Here is a 16355-nt window from a genome sequence, read left to right on the forward strand (position 1 = left end):
ATTGACGACCCGCTGGTGGGACGCCTGGATCCGGGCCCGGCCGGCCCGGCCAGCCGTGGACTGTTTCTGGTCAACGCCATCTCGGACCTGGTGCGCACCCACACCGCCAGCACCGGAACGACGATTCAGGCATATCTGCGGCTGAATTCCTCCGCCGGCCCGATCAGCTGAACAGGAAGGCGGCCCACCAGGAACCGAAGTTCCCGGCAGGCCGCCTTCGCCCGTCGGTTAGATGCAGACACCCGGGAGGGGGCAGACGGTACCACCGCCGCCGACTACGGGCGCGCCGGTGCCGCCCGCGGCCGTTGAACAGCCCGGTAAGAGCAACACCGCGGCCACGCCCGCGGCGGCTGCAACGGCTTTAACGCTTTTCTTGGTGCTGCTTTTGTTCATGATCGTTCCTTTCAGGCACTATTTGAAACATGTTGAGTAATAAATAGGCAGGGGTGCCACGACCAGTAGTTCCGGTACGGATTTTGGTCGCGGGGGCCATCCCGCAGCGAGAGCGCGCTTGTCCCGTTTGGCTAGATGCAAACGAGGGAGCAGCCGGTGCCACCGGCGGCTGTCGAGCATCCCGTCGGTACCAGCAACACGGCGATCACGCTCGTCGCTGCTGCAACTGCTCTTAGGGTTTTCTTGGTGCGGTTCGACTTCATTGTCTTGCCTTTCCGAGTGAGGGGACAACCTAGCCGTTGATGGCCAATGCGACGGAGCGTATTCCCCCTGTTAAACACGCGTAAACAAGATTTTTCTGATGTTTTTGTCGCCGTATCTTTTGTCATATCTGCACTGGCGCAACGTAATAGAGAACCTGCAGGCTGACGATCTGAATCGGTGCAGTTAATTCACGAAGCCACGCGGCGGCGATCTTCCTCTGCTGCCGCTACCCGCTCCCACGCGGATGACAATCTCGTCGGCACCAACAGCACTTCGATCAGGCCTATCGCAACTGTCGCCGCGTCAAGCGCCTTCTCGGCTGTCGTCGACTTCATTGTCATCGCCTTTCATCTGGGGGGATCGGTAGCCGCTGGCGGCTGAGGCGACGTCGGAGTAACCACTATTCGACACATGTAAACCTATTCGGTCCGGCTGGCCGCCCATCTGGTCCGAGCGTCGTCGCGCGGGCGCTAAAGGAAGTTGCACTCTCGACGGACGGCGTCTAGTGTCGCGCTCGTGCGTCTTCTCAAGAGTGCCGTAGTAGCCAGCACCCGCAGCGGGGTCTGATTCAGACCGACCCCCCGCTGTGGGTCGGAAGCTACTACCGTCGGTCGCTCCTGCTGACCAGAGAAAACCGACGCAATGCCTCTTACACAGCCCCTTTCCAGGCCTCTCTCCCTTGCAGAGCCGAACCCACCTGCCGTTCCGGCGCGCCAGTGCGACGCCAACGCGTGGTTCGGCGATCGCTTCGGGGTCGCATTGCCGCGCGGTCTGCGGGAACAGGCCGGCGCGATGTCCTGGGAGAGCTTCGTCACGAGCTACGGCCACACCGCCGGCCCACTGCGGCTAGGGCACTGGAAGTGTGCGGACACCGAGCGACCCACTGGGCGGCTCGGCGCGCAAGCCCGCAACTTCCGGGCGATGATCACCGTCGGTGATTGCATCAGTACCTCGACCGCTGCCGCCAGCGGGCCGATCGCCGCACTCACCGCGATGCTGCACGAGCGCGGGATCGCCATCGAGACACTGAAGTTCCATCAGATGGCTTCCGACGGGTGCACCGCCACGTTCATCTGCGGTAGCGATGGCATCCGCGCAGAGTGGGCGATGGGCCTATCCAAGGATCCGACTCAGTCGGCGTTGCGCGCGCTGATCGCGTGCGCCAACCGGCTCTTCGGTGAACAAGGCGCCGCCTGACTCGCCGAGATCAGAGCGGGCGCAACACAATTGGCATGCCGTCTTTCGGCACCGGCATGCCGCCGTAGTCCCACTCGGCCTGGTAGCCCGGGCGGGGCAGTTGGAGCTGATACTTGCGCAGCAGGCGATGAAGGATCGTCTTGATCTCCAACTGCCCGAACGTCATTCCGATGCACTTGTGGGCGCCCCCGCCGAACGGTGTGAACGCATAGCGGTGCCGCTTGTGCTCGTTGCGCGGTTCGGTGAACCGCTCCGGGTCGAATTTCAGTGGGTCCGTCCACAATTCGGGCAGCCGGTGATTCATTCCGGGGTAGGCGATGACGTTGGTGCCCTTGGGGATGTAGTAGCCCAGCAGTTCGGTGTCGCGCACCGTCTGCCGCATGGCCCACTGCACCGGGGTCACCAGCCGGATCGACTCGTTCATCACCAGATCGAGTGTCTCCAGCTTCTCCAGCGACTCGATGTCGACCGGCCCGTCGCCGAGCCGGTCCGATTCCTCGCGGCAGCGCTGTTGCCACTCCGGGTGCGCGGCCAGGTTGTAGGCCATCGTCGTCACCGTCGACGTCGACGTGTCGTGCGCGGCCATCATCAGGAAGATCATGTGGTTGACGATGTCTTCGTCGGAGAACTTGTTGCCGTCCTCGTCTTCGGTCTGGCATAGCACCGACAGCAGGTCGGTGCCCTCCTTCGCGCGCTGCTCCTTGACTCGCTCGCGGAAGTAGTTCTCCAGCAGCTCGCGCGCCTTGAGTCCGCGCCACCAGGTGAACGGCGGCACGGGAGTGCGGATGATGGCGTTACCCGCGCGCGTGGTGATCGCGAACGCGTTGTTGACCTTGGTCACCAGCTCGTGGTCGGTGCCCGGCTCGTGGCCCATGAACACCATCGATGCGATGTCGAGCGTGAGCTCCTTCATCGCCGGGTAGAGCAGAAAGCGCGCGTCGTTGGCCACCCAGTCGTTGGCGATCGTCTGCGAAACGACCTTGTCCATCTGCTCGACGTAGCTGACGAGCCGGGAGCGGACGAAGGCTTCCTGCATGATCCGCCGGTGGAACATGTGCTCCTCGAAGTCGAGCAGCATCAGGCCGCGGTGAAAGAACGGGCCGATCACCGGCACCCATCCCTGCTGGGAGTAGTCCTTGTTGCGGTTGGAGTAGATGACCTGCGCGGCATCCGGGCCCAGGGCGGCGATGCCCGGGAGCACGGGTGAGTCCCCGAAGACGACGGGGCCCTGGGTTTGGTAGAGGTGCATCAGATAGTCGGGTCCGCCCCGCAGCATCTCGATGATGTGCCCAATGACCGGTAGTCCCGCGTCGCCGACGGCCGCCTTGAGGCCGCTGCCCGGCGGTGGGTCGGCGAGTTTGCGCTCCGGGAATTGAGTGTTCAGCAGCTTGCGCTCGACCATCCCCATACCGGGAAAGTTGTTGATCGACGGCGTAAGCCGGCGCCGCGCCTGGTCAAGCAGGTAATGCGGCGTGCTGATGGTGGCGGGCATGGACGCTCCTTTGCGGACCCGGGGCTGGTGACATCCGTCACTTGCCACTATCCTTCGATATAAAGTTGACGGCTGTCAAGTTTGTATTTGGAGCGGTGTGGTGCAAGGTCAGGGGATGAGCAGCCACGCGGAGCCGGGCGAGCCGGCCACGCGGCGACGCGGCGACAAGCACCGACTGGCGATCATGGCTGCGGTGCGCGAACTGCTGCAGGAGCGGCCATTCGCGGAGCTGTCGGTCAGCACCATCAGTCTTCGGGCCGGGGTGGGCCGGTCCGGCTTCTACTTCTACTTCGACTCCAAGTACGCGGTGCTCGCGCAGATCGTGGCCGAGGCCACCCAGGAGCTCGAAGAACTCACGCAGTTTTTCGCTCCCCGCCAGCCCGACGAGTCGCCGGAGCAGTTCGCCAAGCGGATGGTGGGCAGCGCCGCCGCCGTCTACGCGCACAACGACCCGGTGATGGCGGCCTGTAATGCCGCGCGCTACACCGATGTCGAGATCCGGGGCATTCTCGACCAGCAGTTCGAGGAGGTCGTGCGCGAGATCGTTGCCATCGTCGACGCGGAGATCAAGGCCGGGACCGCGAATCCGATCAGCGACGACATCCCGACCCTGGTGCGCACCCTGACCGGTACCACCGCGCTGATGCTGACCGGTGACCCGGCCTTCATCGGCGGAGCGGACGACGACATCGACCGCCGCGTTCGCCTTCTCGAGCAGTTGTGGCTGAACTCCTTGTGGGGTGGCGGCCGCGGGTAACGCGGCCCAGCCGTTACCGGCGGTATCGTCACCACCATGGCGCAGAGGGGATCAGCGCGATACTTCGCGGGGAAACGCAGTCTCATCACCGGTGCGGCCAGCGGCATCGGCCGGGCCACCGCGTTGCGGCTGGCGGCGCACGGTGCCGAGCTGTTTCTGACGGATCGCGACGGGGACGGGCTCGCGCAAACCGCGGCCGACGCCCGCGCATTGGGCGCGGAGGTGCCGGAGCACCGGGTGCTCGATATCGCCGACTACGACGAGGTCGCGGCGTTCGGCGCCGACATCCACGCCAAGCACCCGAGCATGGACGTCGTGATGAACATCGCCGGAGTGTCGGCCTGGGGGACCGTCGACCGGCTGACCCACGAACAGTGGAGCAAGGTCATCGCCATCAACCTGATGGGGCCCATCCACGTCATCGAGACGTTCGTCCCGCCGATGATGGCCGCCGACCGGGGTGGGCATGTGGTCAACGTGTCGTCGGCGGCGGGGCTGGTCGGGTTGCCATGGCATGCGGCCTACAGCGCCAGCAAGTACGGATTGCGCGGAATGTCGGAGGTGCTGCGCTTCGACCTGGCCCGGCACCGCATCGGCGTGTCGGTTGTGGTGCCGGGCGCGGTGAAGACGCCGCTGGTCAAGACCGTCGAGATCGCCGGCGTGGACCGCGAGGATCCGACGGTGAGCCGCTGGGTGGACCGCTTCGGTCACCACGCCGTGTCGCCGGAAACGGCGGCCGAGAAGATCTTGGCCGGCGTCGCGAAAAACAGATACCTGATCTACACGTCGCAAGACATTCGGGCGCTCTACGCATTCAAACGGCTGGCGTGGTGGCCCTACAGCGTGGCGATGCGGCAGGTGAACCTCATCTTCACGCGGGCACTTCGGCCCAGCCCGGCCCAACTAGGCCGGCATTACCAACTCGAGCCGGACCCCGAGTAACCGGACCGGACGGTCGAGTTCGAACAGATCCAAGACGTTGCGCGCCGCGGCGACGATGACGTCGGGATCGGTGCTGGGCGCCGGCAGCTTGCGAATTTTGGTGCGGGTGTAGAACGTCGCGGTGCGCACGGTGACCGCTACCCGGTTCACGATGCGTGCCGACGCCACGACTTCATCCAGGGCTCGCCGCGCCAATTCCGTGACAGTCGAGTCCATTTCGGAGCGGTCGATGAGGTCGCGCGGGAACGTGACGACGTGGCTGCGAGAGCGCGGTATCCACGGCTGCGCGCTGACCTCCGCGTCGCCACCGCCCTTGGCGAGCAGCAGCAGCCACAGGCCCGTGCGGGGTCCGAAGGTGGACGTCAGTAGCTCGGCATCGCTATGGGCCAGCTCTCGTACCGTGGTGATGTCCAGCACTGCAAGCTTTTTCGCGGTCTTGGGACCGACGCCCCACAGTGCGTCGACCGGGTGATCGGTCATCACGTTCATCCAGTTCTCGTCGGTGAGCACAAACACGCCACCCGGTTTGGCGAAGCCGGTGGCCACCTTGGCGCGCTGCTTGTTGTCGCTGATGCCGACCGAACAGGACAGCCCGGTTTCCGAAAAGACAACGGCGCGAATCTGTTCCGCGACTTCGGTGGGATCGGCTGCCGTCACCGACACATAGGCTTCGTCCCAGCCCCATACCTCGACCGGGCGCCCCAGGTCGCGCAGCAACCCCATCACCTGGTCGGACGCCTCGTCGTAGGCGGCCGGATCCGATGGCAAGAAGGTGGCCTCGGGGCAGCGCCGAGCGGCGGTACGCAATGGCATGCCCGCGTGCACCCCGAACTCGCGAGCCTCATACGAGGCGCAGGTGACGACCTTTCGCGGTTCGGTGGGATCCCCGCTGCCGCCGACGATGACGGGCAGTCCGGCCAGGTCCGGATGACGGCGCAGCTCGACCGAGGCCAGAAATTGGTCGAGATCGACATGCAGGACCCAGCTCGACGTCGGCGCGACCATGGCGGTCAGGTCACCGCCCGCATAGCTTGCGCGCCAGGCTCTCCCAGGCATCGCCCAGGGTCTCCAGGGTGTGTCCGCCGTAATTCAGTTGGTGCTCAACGTAATCCACGTCGAGCAGGGCCAGCAGCGCGTCGGTCTGCACATCCAGATCACCGCTGGTGTGGGCCGCCGCCAACAGCACCCGCACATGGGTGCGCTGCACCGCCGCGGCCCCGACGTGGCGGGTGGGCGGCTCGCCTTTGGCCGCCGACAGCAGTGCGTGATGGGTGTGTGCGAAGCACAGGCGATCGCGGCCGAACGCAGCCAGTCGATCCATCGGCGGCGCGTCGGGACCCAGCGGCGGCGGCCCGAACAGGAAGGCCTGCTGACTGGCGCGCTCGTCCTCGTCCAGCAGCACCATCATCAGCCCGGCCCGACTGCCGAACCGACGGAACAGTGTGCCCTTGCCGACGCCGGCGGCCGCCGCGACGTCGTCCATGGTGACCGCGTCGGCGCCGCGCTTAGCGACCAAATGGCGGGCCGCCTGCAGCAACAGCTCCCGGTTGCGCGCCGCGTCCCCCCGCTCCTGGGGCGGCTCGCGCGGCGCCGACACCGGCAACTCGCCCAACCGACCTACACCGCTCACCACTGCACTTTAACGCGGCCGGAATAAAACGGACTATAGTCCGGTTAACCCGTGCGAAGATGTAGACAAGACCGGAGGGAAACGAAACAGTGAGCGATATCAAAGTCTTGGCGTTGGTGGGCAGCCTGCGCGCGGCATCGATAAACCGCAAGATCGCGGAACTGGCGGCTGACGTGGCACCCGACAATGTCACCGTCACCGTGTTCGAGGGGCTCGGCGAGCTTCCGTTCTACAACGAGGAGATCGACGACTCGATGAACCCCGAGGCCGCCGCGCTGGCTCCCGTGCAGGCGCTACGCGCCGCGGCGGCCGCAGCAGACGCGGCCCTGGTGGTCACCCCCGAGTACAACGGCAGCATTCCGGCCGTCGTCAAGAACGCGATCGACTGGTTGTCTCGCCCATTCGGCGACGGCGCGTTGAAGGACAAGCCGCTGGCGGTCGTTGGCGGGGCGTTCGGGCGGTACGGCGGCGTCTGGGCGCACGACGAGACGCGCAAGTCGTTCGGCATCGCCGGCGCGCGGGTCGTGGAGGCGATCAAACTGTCGGTGCCGTTCGGGACGTTGGAGGGCAAGGCCCCCGCCGAGCACGCCGAATTGGTGGCCAATGTGCGCGACGCCGTCGGCAAGCTCACGGCCGAAGTCGGCTGAATTTAGCGGTATTCAACAAGCCGCTCACTGGGTGACCAGCAGCATTCCGGAAAGTTAATAGCTAAAGCCGCCAGCTAGTGCTGGCGGCTTTGCTAGCGGCGGCCGGGCGAGCAGTGAGCGCCGCCGTTGTCGGTGGCCGCTGCTATACCAATACGCATGGACGTCCGGGACGGGGTTTGTGATCTGCGACACGCCGGGGCACGGATGCGTGTCAGCCCTTACGACCAGGGAATTTCAGAATTGTTATTCAGAACATCTTGTATCTGGAGATCTTGTCAGCCACTAGGTGTAGTGTTTCGAAAGCCGGCAGATCCCAGGTTCACCAAGCCAGTCCGGCCGAGTGAACCTCCCGGAATCGGTTCGAACATGTCGAAGCCAGGGCTTCGAAGTGACAGCCGCAGGACGGGAATCTGGGGCCTTGACGGATCGCTGAACATAGCGGCGATGTAGTGCCCCAAGCAGTTGCCAGTCCGTAACAAAATTTCCGACCTTCCTTCCCCGCAGAGGAGCGGCTTCCATGAGCATCACCGTGTACACCAAGCCGGCATGTGTGCAGTGCAGCGCCACCTACAAGGCTCTCGACAAACAGGGCCTTGCTTACGAGAAGGTCGACATCAGCTTGGACGCCGAGGCGCGCGATTACGTGATGGCATTGGGATATCTGCAGGCTCCCGTGGTGGTGGCAGGAAACGACCACTGGTCGGGCTTCCGGCCCGATCGCATCAAGGCGCTTGCCGGGGCCGCGCTGAGCGCTTAGTGCAATAGATGAACAAGTAAGGAGGTTGCGGTGCCATGGACAGCACGCAGCGCAACCTGGTCTATTTCTCGTCGGTGTCGGAGAACACCCACCGCTTCGTTGAGAAGCTGGGTGTTCCCGCCACGCGAATCCCGCTGCATGGCCGCATCGAGGTCGACGATCCGTACGTATTGATATTGCCCACGTACGGCGGCGGCCGGGCCACACCGGATATCAACGACGGTGGATACGTCCCCAAGCAGGTCATCGCCTTTTTGAACAACGAGCACAACAGGTCGTTGATCCGCGGCGTCATCGCCGCGGGCAACAACAACTTCGGTACCGAATTCGCCTACGCGGGCAACGTGGTTTCCCGCAAGTGTGGCGTCCCCTACCTCTACCGCTTTGAACTGATGGGAACCCCGGACGACGTGGAAGCCGTTCGCGTGGGCCTTATCGAATTCTGGAAGGAACAGACGTGCCACCAACCGTCACAGCTGCAGAGCCTGTAGCCGCCCCGCACGCCCTTCCGGGCGAGACGGACTACCACGCGCTCAACGCGATGCTGAACCTGTACGACAAGGACGGCAAGATCCAGTTCGACAAGGACCGGGAAGCCGCGCATCAGTACTTCCTGCAGCACGTCAACCAGAACACGGTGTTCTTCCACAATCAGGACGAGAAGCTCGACTACCTGATCAAGGAGAACTACTACGAACGCGAGGTGCTCGACCAGTACTCGCGCAACTTCGTCAAGACGCTGCTGGATCGGGCCTACGCCAAGAAGTTCCGGTTCCCGACGTTCCTCGGCGCGTTCAAGTACTACACCTCGTACACACTGAAGACCTTCGACGGCAAGCGCTACCTGGAGCGCTTCGAGGACCGCGTCGTCATGGTGGCGCTGACCCTGGCCTCCGGCGACACGGTGCTGGCCGAGAAGCTCGTCGACGAGATCATCGACGGCCGGTTCCAGCCGGCCACCCCGACGTTCCTGAACTCGGGCAAAAAGCAGCGCGGCGAGCCGGTGAGCTGCTTCTTGCTGCGCATCGAAGACAACATGGAGTCCATCGGGCGGTCGATCAACTCCGCTCTGCAGCTGTCCAAGCGCGGCGGCGGAGTTGCGTTGCTGCTGAGCAACATTCGCGAGCACGGCGCGCCCATCAAGAACATCGAGAACCAGAGCTCGGGCGTCATCCCGATCATGAAGCTGCTCGAGGACTCGTTCTCCTACGCCAACCAGCTCGGCGCGCGCCAAGGTGCGGGCGCGGTTTACCTGCAGGCGCACCACCCCGACATCTACCGGTTCCTGGACACCAAGCGGGAGAACGCCGACGAGAAGATCCGCATCAAGACGCTGAGCCTGGGCGTGGTGATCCCCGACATCACCTTCGAGCTGGCCAAGAAGAACGAGGACATGTACCTGTTCTCGCCGTACGACGTCGAGCGCGTCTACGGTGTTCCGTTCGCCGACATCTCGATCACCGAGAAGTACTACGAGATGGTCGACGACGCGCGCATCCGCAAGACAAAAATCAAGGCGCGCGAGTTCTTCCAGACGCTGGCCGAGCTGCAGTTCGAGTCGGGCTACCCGTACATCATGTACGAGGACACGGTGAACCGGGCCAATCCCATCGAGGGCAAGATCACCCACAGCAACCTGTGCTCGGAGATCCTGCAGGTGTCGACGCCGTCGCTGTTCAACGAGGACCTGTCGTATGCCAAAGTGGGCAAGGACATTTCGTGCAACCTCGGCTCACTGAACATCGCCAAGGCGATGGACTCGCCGGACTTCGCCCAGACCATCGAGGTGTCGATCCGGGCGCTGACCGCGGTGAGCGACCAGACGCACATCTGGTCGGTGCCCTCAATTGAGCAAGGCAACAACGACTCTCACGCCATCGGTCTCGGCCAGATGAACCTGCACGGCTACTTGGCCCGGGAGCGGATTCTCTACGGCTCCGAAGAGGGCATCGACTTCACCAACATGTACTTCTACACCGTGCTGTATCACGCGTTGCGGGCATCGAATCGCATTGCGATCGAACGGGGTAGGGCGTTCGGCGGGTTCGAGCGCTCGAAGTACAAGTCGGGGGAGTTCTTCGACAAGTACACCGAGCAGGTGTGGGAGCCGGCCACCGCGCGGGTGCGGGAGTTGTTCGCCGAGGCCGAGATTCGGATTCCGACGCAGGACGACTGGAAGCGGTTGAAGGAGTCGGTGCAGGCGCACGGCATCTACAACCAGAACCTGCAGGCCGTCCCGCCGACGGGGTCGATCTCCTACATCAACCACTCGACGAGCTCGATCCACCCGGTGGCGAGCAAGATCGAGATCCGTAAGGAAGGCAAGATCGGGCGGGTTTACTACCCGGCGCCGTACCTGACCAACGACAACCTGGAGTACTACCAGGACGCGTACGAGATCGGCTACGAGAAGATCATCGACACCTACGCCGCGGCCACTCAGCACGTGGACCAGGGGCTGAGCCTGACGCTGTTCTTCAAGGACACCGCCAACACCCGCGACGTCAACAAGGCGCAGATTTACGCCTGGCGTAAGGGAATCAAGACGCTGTACTACATCCGGTTGCGGCAGATGGCGCTGGAAGGAACCGAGGTCGAGGGCTGCGTGTCCTGCATGCTGTAGCCGCCGACGGGCAGTCTGCGCAGGTCAGCGCCTACAACGGGGTAAGGTGCTTTAGGTGGTGAGAATTCCTCGACCCCACCCGAGCGTGAAGCCCGGGGCGAAGGTCGATGCGCGCAGCGAACGTTGGCGTGAGCACCGCAAGAAAGTGCGCAGCGAAATCGTCGATGCGGCATTCCGCGCGATCGACCGCCTGGGGCCTGAGCTCAGTGTGCGGGAGATCGCCGAAGAGGCCGGCACCGCCAAGCCGAAGATCTACCGTCATTTCCACGACAAGTCCGACCTGTTCCAGGCGATCGGCGAGCATCTGCGCGACATGCTGTGGGCGGCGATCTTCCCGTCGATCAACCTGGCCACCGACTCGGCCCGCGAGATCGTCCGGCGCAGTGTCGACGAGTACGTGACGCTGGTCGACGAGCATCCCAATGTGTTGCGCGTTTTCATTTCGGCGCGCTCCGGAGCGACCACCGAGTCGACGGTGCGCACCCTCAACGAGGGTCGTCAGATCACGTTGGCGATGGCGGACATGTTCGACAACGAGCTCAAGGAGATGAAGCTGGACCACGCAGCCTTCGAACTGGCCGCACACGCGGCCTTCGGATCGGCCGCGTCGTCCACCGAATGGTGGTTGGGCGAACCCGACAGCCCGCGACGCATGCCGCGCGACCAGTTCGTCGCCCATCTGACCACCATCATGATGGGAGTCATCGTCGGCACCGCCGAGGCGCTGGGCATCGCAATAGACCCCGACCAGCCCGTCCACAGCGCCGTGCGAAGCAATCCTGCCGCCAGCTGAGCAGCGGCGACGGCGTTGACACCGCCTGGGCATCGATAACACTCGTCGTATCCGATACCCTGGGTACTGGGTATTTGCGTGAGCTAGACGGGGTGTCTAGTAGATGCGCGAGCTGACAGGCCGATAGAAAGACCGATCCACTGTGACCGACGCATTGACACAAGCCGAGCCGACAACTGACGCGCAGGAACCGGTGCATACCCGTGCCCTGATCATCGGGACCGGATTCTCCGGCCTGGGTATGGGGATCAAGCTGCAGCAGCAGGGCGTGGATTTCGTGATCCTCGAGAAAGCCGACGACGTCGGCGGCACCTGGCGCGACAATAGCTACCCGGGGTGCGCCTGCGACATCCCGTCGCACCTGTACTCGTTCTCGTTTGAGCCCAAGCCGGACTGGAAGAACCCGTTCTCCTATCAGCCCGAGATCTGGGACTACCTCAAGGGAGTGACCGAGAAGTACGGGCTGCGCCGCTACATCGAGTTCAACTCGCTGGTAGACCGCGGCCACTGGGACGACGAGGAGAACCGCTGGCATGTGTTCACCACCGACGGACGCGAATACGTCGCGCAATTCCTGATCTCGGGCGCGGGCGCGCTGCACATCCCGTCGATCCCGGAGATCGAGGGCCGCGACGAATTCCGTGGTCCCGCTTTCCATTCCGCCCAGTGGGACCACAGCGTCGACCTGACCGGCAAGCGGGTGGCGATGATCGGCACCGGCGCCAGCGCGATCCAGATCGTGCCGGAGATCGTCGGGCAGGTTGGTGAACTGCAGCTCTACCAACGCACTCCGCCGTGGGTGGTCCCGCGGTCGAATCCGGATCTCCCGCTTGCGGTGCGCCGGGCCATGGAGAACGTGCCCGGGCTGCGTGCCTTGGTGCGTGCGGTGATCTATTGGGGGCAGGAGGCGCTGGCGATCGGCATGACCAAGCGGCCGAACCTGCTGAAATTCATTGAGGCGTACTGCAAATACAACATCCGCCGCTCGGTGAAGGATCGCGAGCTGCGCCGCAAGCTGATCCCGAACTACCGCATCGGCTGCAAGCGAATCCTGAACTCCTCCACCTACTACGCGGCCGTGGCGGACCCGAAAACCGAACTGATCACCGATCACATCACCCGGATCACGCCCGACGGCATCGTCACCGCCGACGGCACCGAGCACAAGGCCGACGTGATCGTCTACGGCACCGGCTTCCACGTCACCGATTCCTACACCTACGTCCAGATCAAGGGACGCCATGGCGAGGACCTGGTCGACCGCTGGAACCGGGAGGGCATAGGTGCGCACCGCGGCATCACCGTCGCCGATATGCCCAACCTGTTCTTCCTGCTCGGCCCCAACACCGGGCTGGGGCACAACTCGGTGGTGTTCATGATCGAGTCCCAGATCCGCTACGTCGCCGACGCGATCAAGACCTGTGACAAATTCGGCGCTCAGGCTCTGGCTCCGACCCGTGCCGCGCAGGACAAGTTCAACGACGAGCTGCAGGAGATGCTGAAGGACTCGGTGTGGAACAGCGGGGGGTGCAGCAGCTGGTACCTCGACGAGCACGGCAGGAACACCGTGCTGTGGGGCGGCTACACCTGGCAATACTGGCGGACGACCCGCTCGATCAAGCCCGACGAGTACCAGTTCTTCGGTGTGCGTAGCGGCTCACGCGCCAAGCGCGCCGCGGTGGCCGCTCAAGGCTGACGCCCGCCCGGTAGGCAAACCCCAGGCTATTCACCAATTCGTGTTCGTCTGGGACACTAGGAGGGAAATGAGCGCCTATCAGACCGTCGTGGTCGGCACCGATGGCTCGGACTCGTCGCTGCGCGCAGTGGACCGCGCAGCTGCGATCGCTGCGGGTAACGGCGCGAAATTGATCGTTGCGACGGCGCATACCCCCGTCCCCGAGGAACGCGGTCGCTACGCCATCCCGCCGGGGAGCGACCACGGCCAGGACTATCGGACGGTGGGCGAGGCCCCCTTCTACGCGATCCTGCACAACGCCAGGGAGCGGGCGCACCAAGCCGGGGCCCAGAACGTGGAGGAGAAGGCGATCGTCGGTGCCCCCATCAACGCTCTGGTGCAGCTCGCCGAGGAGGTCCATGCCGACCTGCTGGTCGTCGGCAACGTCGGGCTCGCCAGCGTCGCCGGGCGGCTGCTGGGATCAGTCCCGTCCGAAGTCTCCCGCAGGGCCAAGATGGACGTCCTGATCGTCCACACCGCCGACTGAAGGCTCTTTGTCGGTTATGCTCCGGGCTGATCGCCTAGACATCGGCCGAAGCCGTTGCAGCGCTCGGCTTTTCACTTGGCTGCGAGCCCTTCGCAAAGGACCGAAGGTTGCGGCGCACGATCCGGTCGAGTACCCGGTCGGAGACGAGGCGGCTGATCCGCACGAGGATCGCTGCGTCACGCCCGATCGTGTAGCGAGTCCGGGGATGAGATGCGGTCGCGGCCTTGGCGATCACTTTTGCGGCGTGCTCGGATGAAACACCAGTCTCGGTGAAGGACTGAGCTTGCGCCGTAACGGCCTCCGTGAGGTCGCCGTAGCGTGCGAGTTGGGCAGCGGTCATGTTGGCCTTCAGTCCCTCCGCGGTGGCGATTCCCCGTTCGACCATCTCGGTTTTGACTGCGCCGGGTTCGATGACGACCACCTTGATGCCGAGCTCAGCGACCTCACGCCGCAAGGCGTCGCTGACGGCCTCGAGGGCGAACTTCGAACCGGCGTACGCGCCATAGGTCGGCAAGACCACCTTGCCGCCGACGGAACTGATGTTGACGACGGTGCCCGAGCTGGTTAGTAGCGCCGGCAACAGCGCCTGGGTCATCGCGACGTGGCCGAACAGATTGACCTCGAACTGCTGGCGCCACTGCGCCAGTGGCAGGGCTTCGATCGGTGCATTGATCGCGGTCCCGGCGTTGTTGATCAGCGCGCGCAGGGGACGACGCAGCGGATCGCGGACGACACGCTCGGCGATCGCGGCCACGTCTGATTCGACGGTGATGTCGAGGATGTGCGGTTCGATGCCCTCGGCCCGCAGCGCTTCGGCGTCGGCCTCGCGGCGGACACCGGCGAGCACGTGAAAACCCTTCCGGGCCAATTCCTTAGCCGTTGCCGCGCCCATCCCTGTGGAGGCGCCGGTCACGACGATCAGCTCCTGACGGTCGGCGCGATTCGAGGAATTCATGGCGGTCTCCGTCCGGTGGTGGGCCTTTGAGTTGACGTTGTCAACTGAAGTTAGGCGCTTGAGTTGACATTGTCAACTGAAACGCTGACTTATGCTCGGCGGGTGACGACACGAGCGGAGAGTGCTGCGGCGACACGCCGCTCGCTGCTCCAGGCGGCCGAGGTCTTACTCGACCTCGGCGGAGTCGAAGCGGTCACGCTGCGCGAGGTAGGCGCTCGGGTCGGTGTTTCGCACTCTGCGGCGTATCGCCACTTTGCCGACAAAGAATCGCTGCTCGCGGTCCTGGCCACGAACGCGTTGAGCGAATTGGGCGATCTACTCGAGGCTTTGGTCAATAGCGACGATTCACCCGAGGAGTCGTTGCGCTCCGGTCTACTTTCGCTGATCACCCTCGGCCGCACCCGGCCCCATCTGTACCGGCTGATGTTCACCCCGCCGGCGGGGGACCCGACCGAAGCTATGCGGGTAGCCGAACGCGCGCAGGATTTGTTTCTCGACGTCGTGGGTCGCATTACGGGTCCTGCGCAGGCGCGACGGTATGGAGCGCTGCTGTTGACCAGCGCCCACGGGATCACGGGTTTGGATTTGAGCGGCCACATGGATCTGGACAAGTGGCACACCAACGCCGAGGAACTCGTCGACACGTTGATTTCGGTGTTGCCCAAGGCGAAGTGACTAGTCGCGCGACGCGGCCTTGAGCAAGTCGATGAAGGCATTCGCGGCCGCGTCGACGCCGGCCTCGTCGTTGGTGGCGACGAGATCCAGCAGCAGACCGCGGGTGACGGCCAGCCCGAGTCGTGCCATCGCACCGTCGTATGCAACGCCGGCCGCCGATGTCTCGACCTGGCGAAGCCAGCCGTCGACGGCACCGGGAACCATTCGCGTGAAAGGCTTTTCGCCTTGGGCGGCGCGGGCGTAGCACTCGAAGAAGAGCCGTTCCAGTCGGCGTAGCTCGGGCCGGTGCAGATCCGCCCACATTGCGGCGAAGCCTTCGGCGGGATCGGTCGGCAAGTCGGGGACGAGCGCCATCTGTCGGCGTTCGGCCTCCTCGACGATGGCAATCAGCAGGTCTTCACGAGAGCCGAAGTGATGCAACAACATTCGATGACTGGTTCCGACCGCGGCGGCGACGTCGCGCAGCGAGCGGTCTCCGATGCCGCCCGCGGCGAACTCCTCGAATAGCGCATCCAGTAGTTGCCGGCGCCGCGCAAGGTCAGGGGTGCGGACCATTGGCTCGGCTGAGCTGCTCCGATCGGGCCTTGAGTCCTTGGGCTTCCAGTTCGAGAAAGCGCTTGGTCTTCTTCACCATCAGCCGCCCGACGAGAGCGCCGAGGAAGCCGCCCTGGTCGAGTTCCTGGCGCACGCGGGTGCCGCCGCCGGGCTGGGCGGTCACATGGTGGCGTGCGATCACGTTCACGCCGGGGGAGCGTTGCACCCACGTCCAGGACGAGCCGGGATCGATCTCGGTGACCGTCCATACCAGCTTCTGCATGCCGGGCTGCTTGATCGCGAACCGTCGGCCCACGGCGAGGACGGGTGCATCCAGCCCTACCAGTGACGTCACCGAAGAGGTCCACTCGGGCCAGTGCTCGACGTCGCTGAAGACATCCCATACCAATTGCGGCGCGGCATCGATCTCGATGCTGTCTTCGGTAACCATGTACCAAATGGTACATGGTGCGG

18 protein-coding genes and 1 pseudogene are annotated in these 16355 nt (G+C 64.3%); 12 read left to right on the top strand and 7 right to left on the bottom strand.

What is annotated here, in order from left to right:
- Positions 1-171, top strand: a pseudogene (locus ACZY0B_RS06685) (sensor histidine kinase); the annotation flags it as partial.
- A 674-nt stretch (positions 172-845) separates the two neighbouring features.
- Here ACZY0B_RS06685 and ACZY0B_RS06690 read toward each other — a convergent pair.
- Positions 846-992 (bottom strand): hypothetical protein, encoded by a 147-nt coding sequence (locus ACZY0B_RS06690; RefSeq protein WP_463763247.1) that lies wholly within the window; start codon positions 990-992, stop codon positions 846-848.
- A 307-nt stretch (positions 993-1299) separates the two neighbouring features.
- Between ACZY0B_RS06690 and ACZY0B_RS06695 the strand changes: the two genes are divergently transcribed.
- Positions 1300-1854, top strand: coding sequence for a homocitrate synthase (locus tag ACZY0B_RS06695; RefSeq protein ID WP_463763248.1), 555 nt, complete (start codon positions 1300-1302; stop codon positions 1852-1854).
- A gap of 10 nt (positions 1855-1864) precedes the next feature.
- Here ACZY0B_RS06695 and ACZY0B_RS06700 read toward each other — a convergent pair whose 3' ends face one another.
- Positions 1865-3346, bottom strand: coding sequence for a cytochrome P450 (locus ACZY0B_RS06700; RefSeq protein WP_463763249.1), 1482 nt, complete (start codon positions 3344-3346; stop codon positions 1865-1867).
- Between the two features lie 115 nt (positions 3347-3461).
- Between ACZY0B_RS06700 and ACZY0B_RS06705 the strand changes: the two genes are divergently transcribed.
- Together ACZY0B_RS06705 and ACZY0B_RS06710 are read left to right on the top strand one after the other, a co-directional pair.
- The gene (locus ACZY0B_RS06705; protein ID WP_463763250.1) at positions 3462-4103 is read left to right on the top strand and encodes a TetR/AcrR family transcriptional regulator; all 642 of its coding nucleotides are present in this window, start codon (positions 3462-3464) and stop codon (positions 4101-4103) included.
- Positions 4104-4139: 36 nt separating this feature from the next.
- Positions 4140-5045: an SDR family oxidoreductase gene (locus ACZY0B_RS06710; protein WP_463763251.1), complete on the top strand. Its 906-nt coding sequence runs from the start codon at positions 4140-4142 to the stop codon at positions 5043-5045.
- Here the strand turns inward: ACZY0B_RS06710 and ACZY0B_RS06715 are convergent.
- Together ACZY0B_RS06715 and ACZY0B_RS06720 are read right to left on the bottom strand one after the other, a co-directional pair.
- Complete coding sequence (locus tag ACZY0B_RS06715) at positions 5007-6050, bottom strand: DNA polymerase IV (protein WP_463763378.1); 1044 nt, start codon at positions 6048-6050, stop codon at positions 5007-5009. The genes ACZY0B_RS06710 and ACZY0B_RS06715 overlap by 39 nt on opposite strands.
- A gap of 10 nt (positions 6051-6060) precedes the next feature.
- A complete protein-coding gene (locus ACZY0B_RS06720; protein WP_463763252.1) occupies positions 6061-6675 on the bottom strand; it encodes a TetR/AcrR family transcriptional regulator in 615 nt (204 codons plus the stop codon).
- Positions 6676-6764: 89 nt separating this feature from the next.
- On the opposite strand from ACZY0B_RS06720, the gene ACZY0B_RS06725 reads away from it, so the two are divergent.
- From ACZY0B_RS06725 to ACZY0B_RS06755, 7 genes are all read left to right on the top strand, one after another.
- Complete coding sequence (locus ACZY0B_RS06725) at positions 6765-7322, top strand: NAD(P)H-dependent oxidoreductase (protein ID WP_463763253.1); 558 nt, start codon at positions 6765-6767, stop codon at positions 7320-7322.
- Positions 7323-7839: 517 nt separating this feature from the next.
- On the top strand, positions 7840-8079 hold the full coding sequence (locus ACZY0B_RS06730; RefSeq protein ID WP_445161359.1) for a redoxin NrdH: 240 nt from the start codon (positions 7840-7842) through the stop codon (positions 8077-8079).
- 35 nt (positions 8080-8114) lie between these two features.
- A complete protein-coding gene (gene nrdI, locus ACZY0B_RS06735) occupies positions 8115-8570 on the top strand; it encodes a class Ib ribonucleoside-diphosphate reductase assembly flavoprotein NrdI (RefSeq protein WP_463763254.1) in 456 nt (151 codons plus the stop codon).
- Entirely contained in the window at positions 8537-10702 is a 2166-nt protein-coding gene (gene nrdE / locus ACZY0B_RS06740) for a class 1b ribonucleoside-diphosphate reductase subunit alpha (protein WP_463763255.1), read from the top strand. Before nrdI ends, nrdE begins: the two co-directional genes overlap by 34 nt.
- Before the next feature lie 55 nt (positions 10703-10757).
- Positions 10758-11495 carry a TetR/AcrR family transcriptional regulator gene (locus ACZY0B_RS06745; protein ID WP_463763256.1) on the top strand — a complete coding sequence of 246 codons (738 nt, stop codon included), beginning with the start codon at positions 10758-10760 and terminating at the stop codon, positions 11493-11495.
- A gap of 142 nt (positions 11496-11637) precedes the next feature.
- Positions 11638-13191, top strand: coding sequence for a flavin-containing monooxygenase (locus ACZY0B_RS06750; protein ID WP_463763257.1), 1554 nt, complete (start codon positions 11638-11640; stop codon positions 13189-13191).
- Positions 13192-13258: 67 nt separating this feature from the next.
- The gene (locus ACZY0B_RS06755; RefSeq protein WP_463763258.1) at positions 13259-13717 is read left to right on the top strand and encodes a universal stress protein; all 459 of its coding nucleotides are present in this window, start codon (positions 13259-13261) and stop codon (positions 13715-13717) included.
- 34 nt (positions 13718-13751) lie between these two features.
- Here the strand turns inward: ACZY0B_RS06755 and ACZY0B_RS06760 are convergent, their stop codons facing one another.
- Positions 13752-14672 carry an SDR family NAD(P)-dependent oxidoreductase gene (locus ACZY0B_RS06760; RefSeq protein WP_463763259.1) on the bottom strand — a complete coding sequence of 307 codons (921 nt, stop codon included), beginning with the start codon at positions 14670-14672 and terminating at the stop codon, positions 13752-13754.
- 102 nt (positions 14673-14774) lie between these two features.
- Here ACZY0B_RS06760 and ACZY0B_RS06765 point away from each other — a divergent pair, with 102 nt between their 5' ends.
- Positions 14775-15347 carry a TetR/AcrR family transcriptional regulator gene (locus ACZY0B_RS06765; RefSeq protein WP_463763260.1) on the top strand — a complete coding sequence of 191 codons (573 nt, stop codon included), beginning with the start codon at positions 14775-14777 and terminating at the stop codon, positions 15345-15347.
- Here the strand turns inward: ACZY0B_RS06765 and ACZY0B_RS06770 are convergent, their stop codons facing one another.
- Both ACZY0B_RS06770 and ACZY0B_RS06775 read right to left on the bottom strand, forming a co-directional pair.
- Positions 15348-15902 (bottom strand): TetR family transcriptional regulator, encoded by a 555-nt coding sequence (locus tag ACZY0B_RS06770; RefSeq protein WP_463763261.1) that lies wholly within the window; start codon positions 15900-15902, stop codon positions 15348-15350.
- On the bottom strand, positions 15886-16332 hold the full coding sequence (locus tag ACZY0B_RS06775; protein WP_463763262.1) for an SRPBCC family protein: 447 nt from the start codon (positions 16330-16332) through the stop codon (positions 15886-15888). Before ACZY0B_RS06775 ends, ACZY0B_RS06770 begins: the two co-directional genes overlap by 17 nt.
- Between the last annotated feature and the right edge of the window lie 23 nt (positions 16333-16355).

This window comes from Mycobacterium sp. IDUB_19, assembly GCF_055419445.1.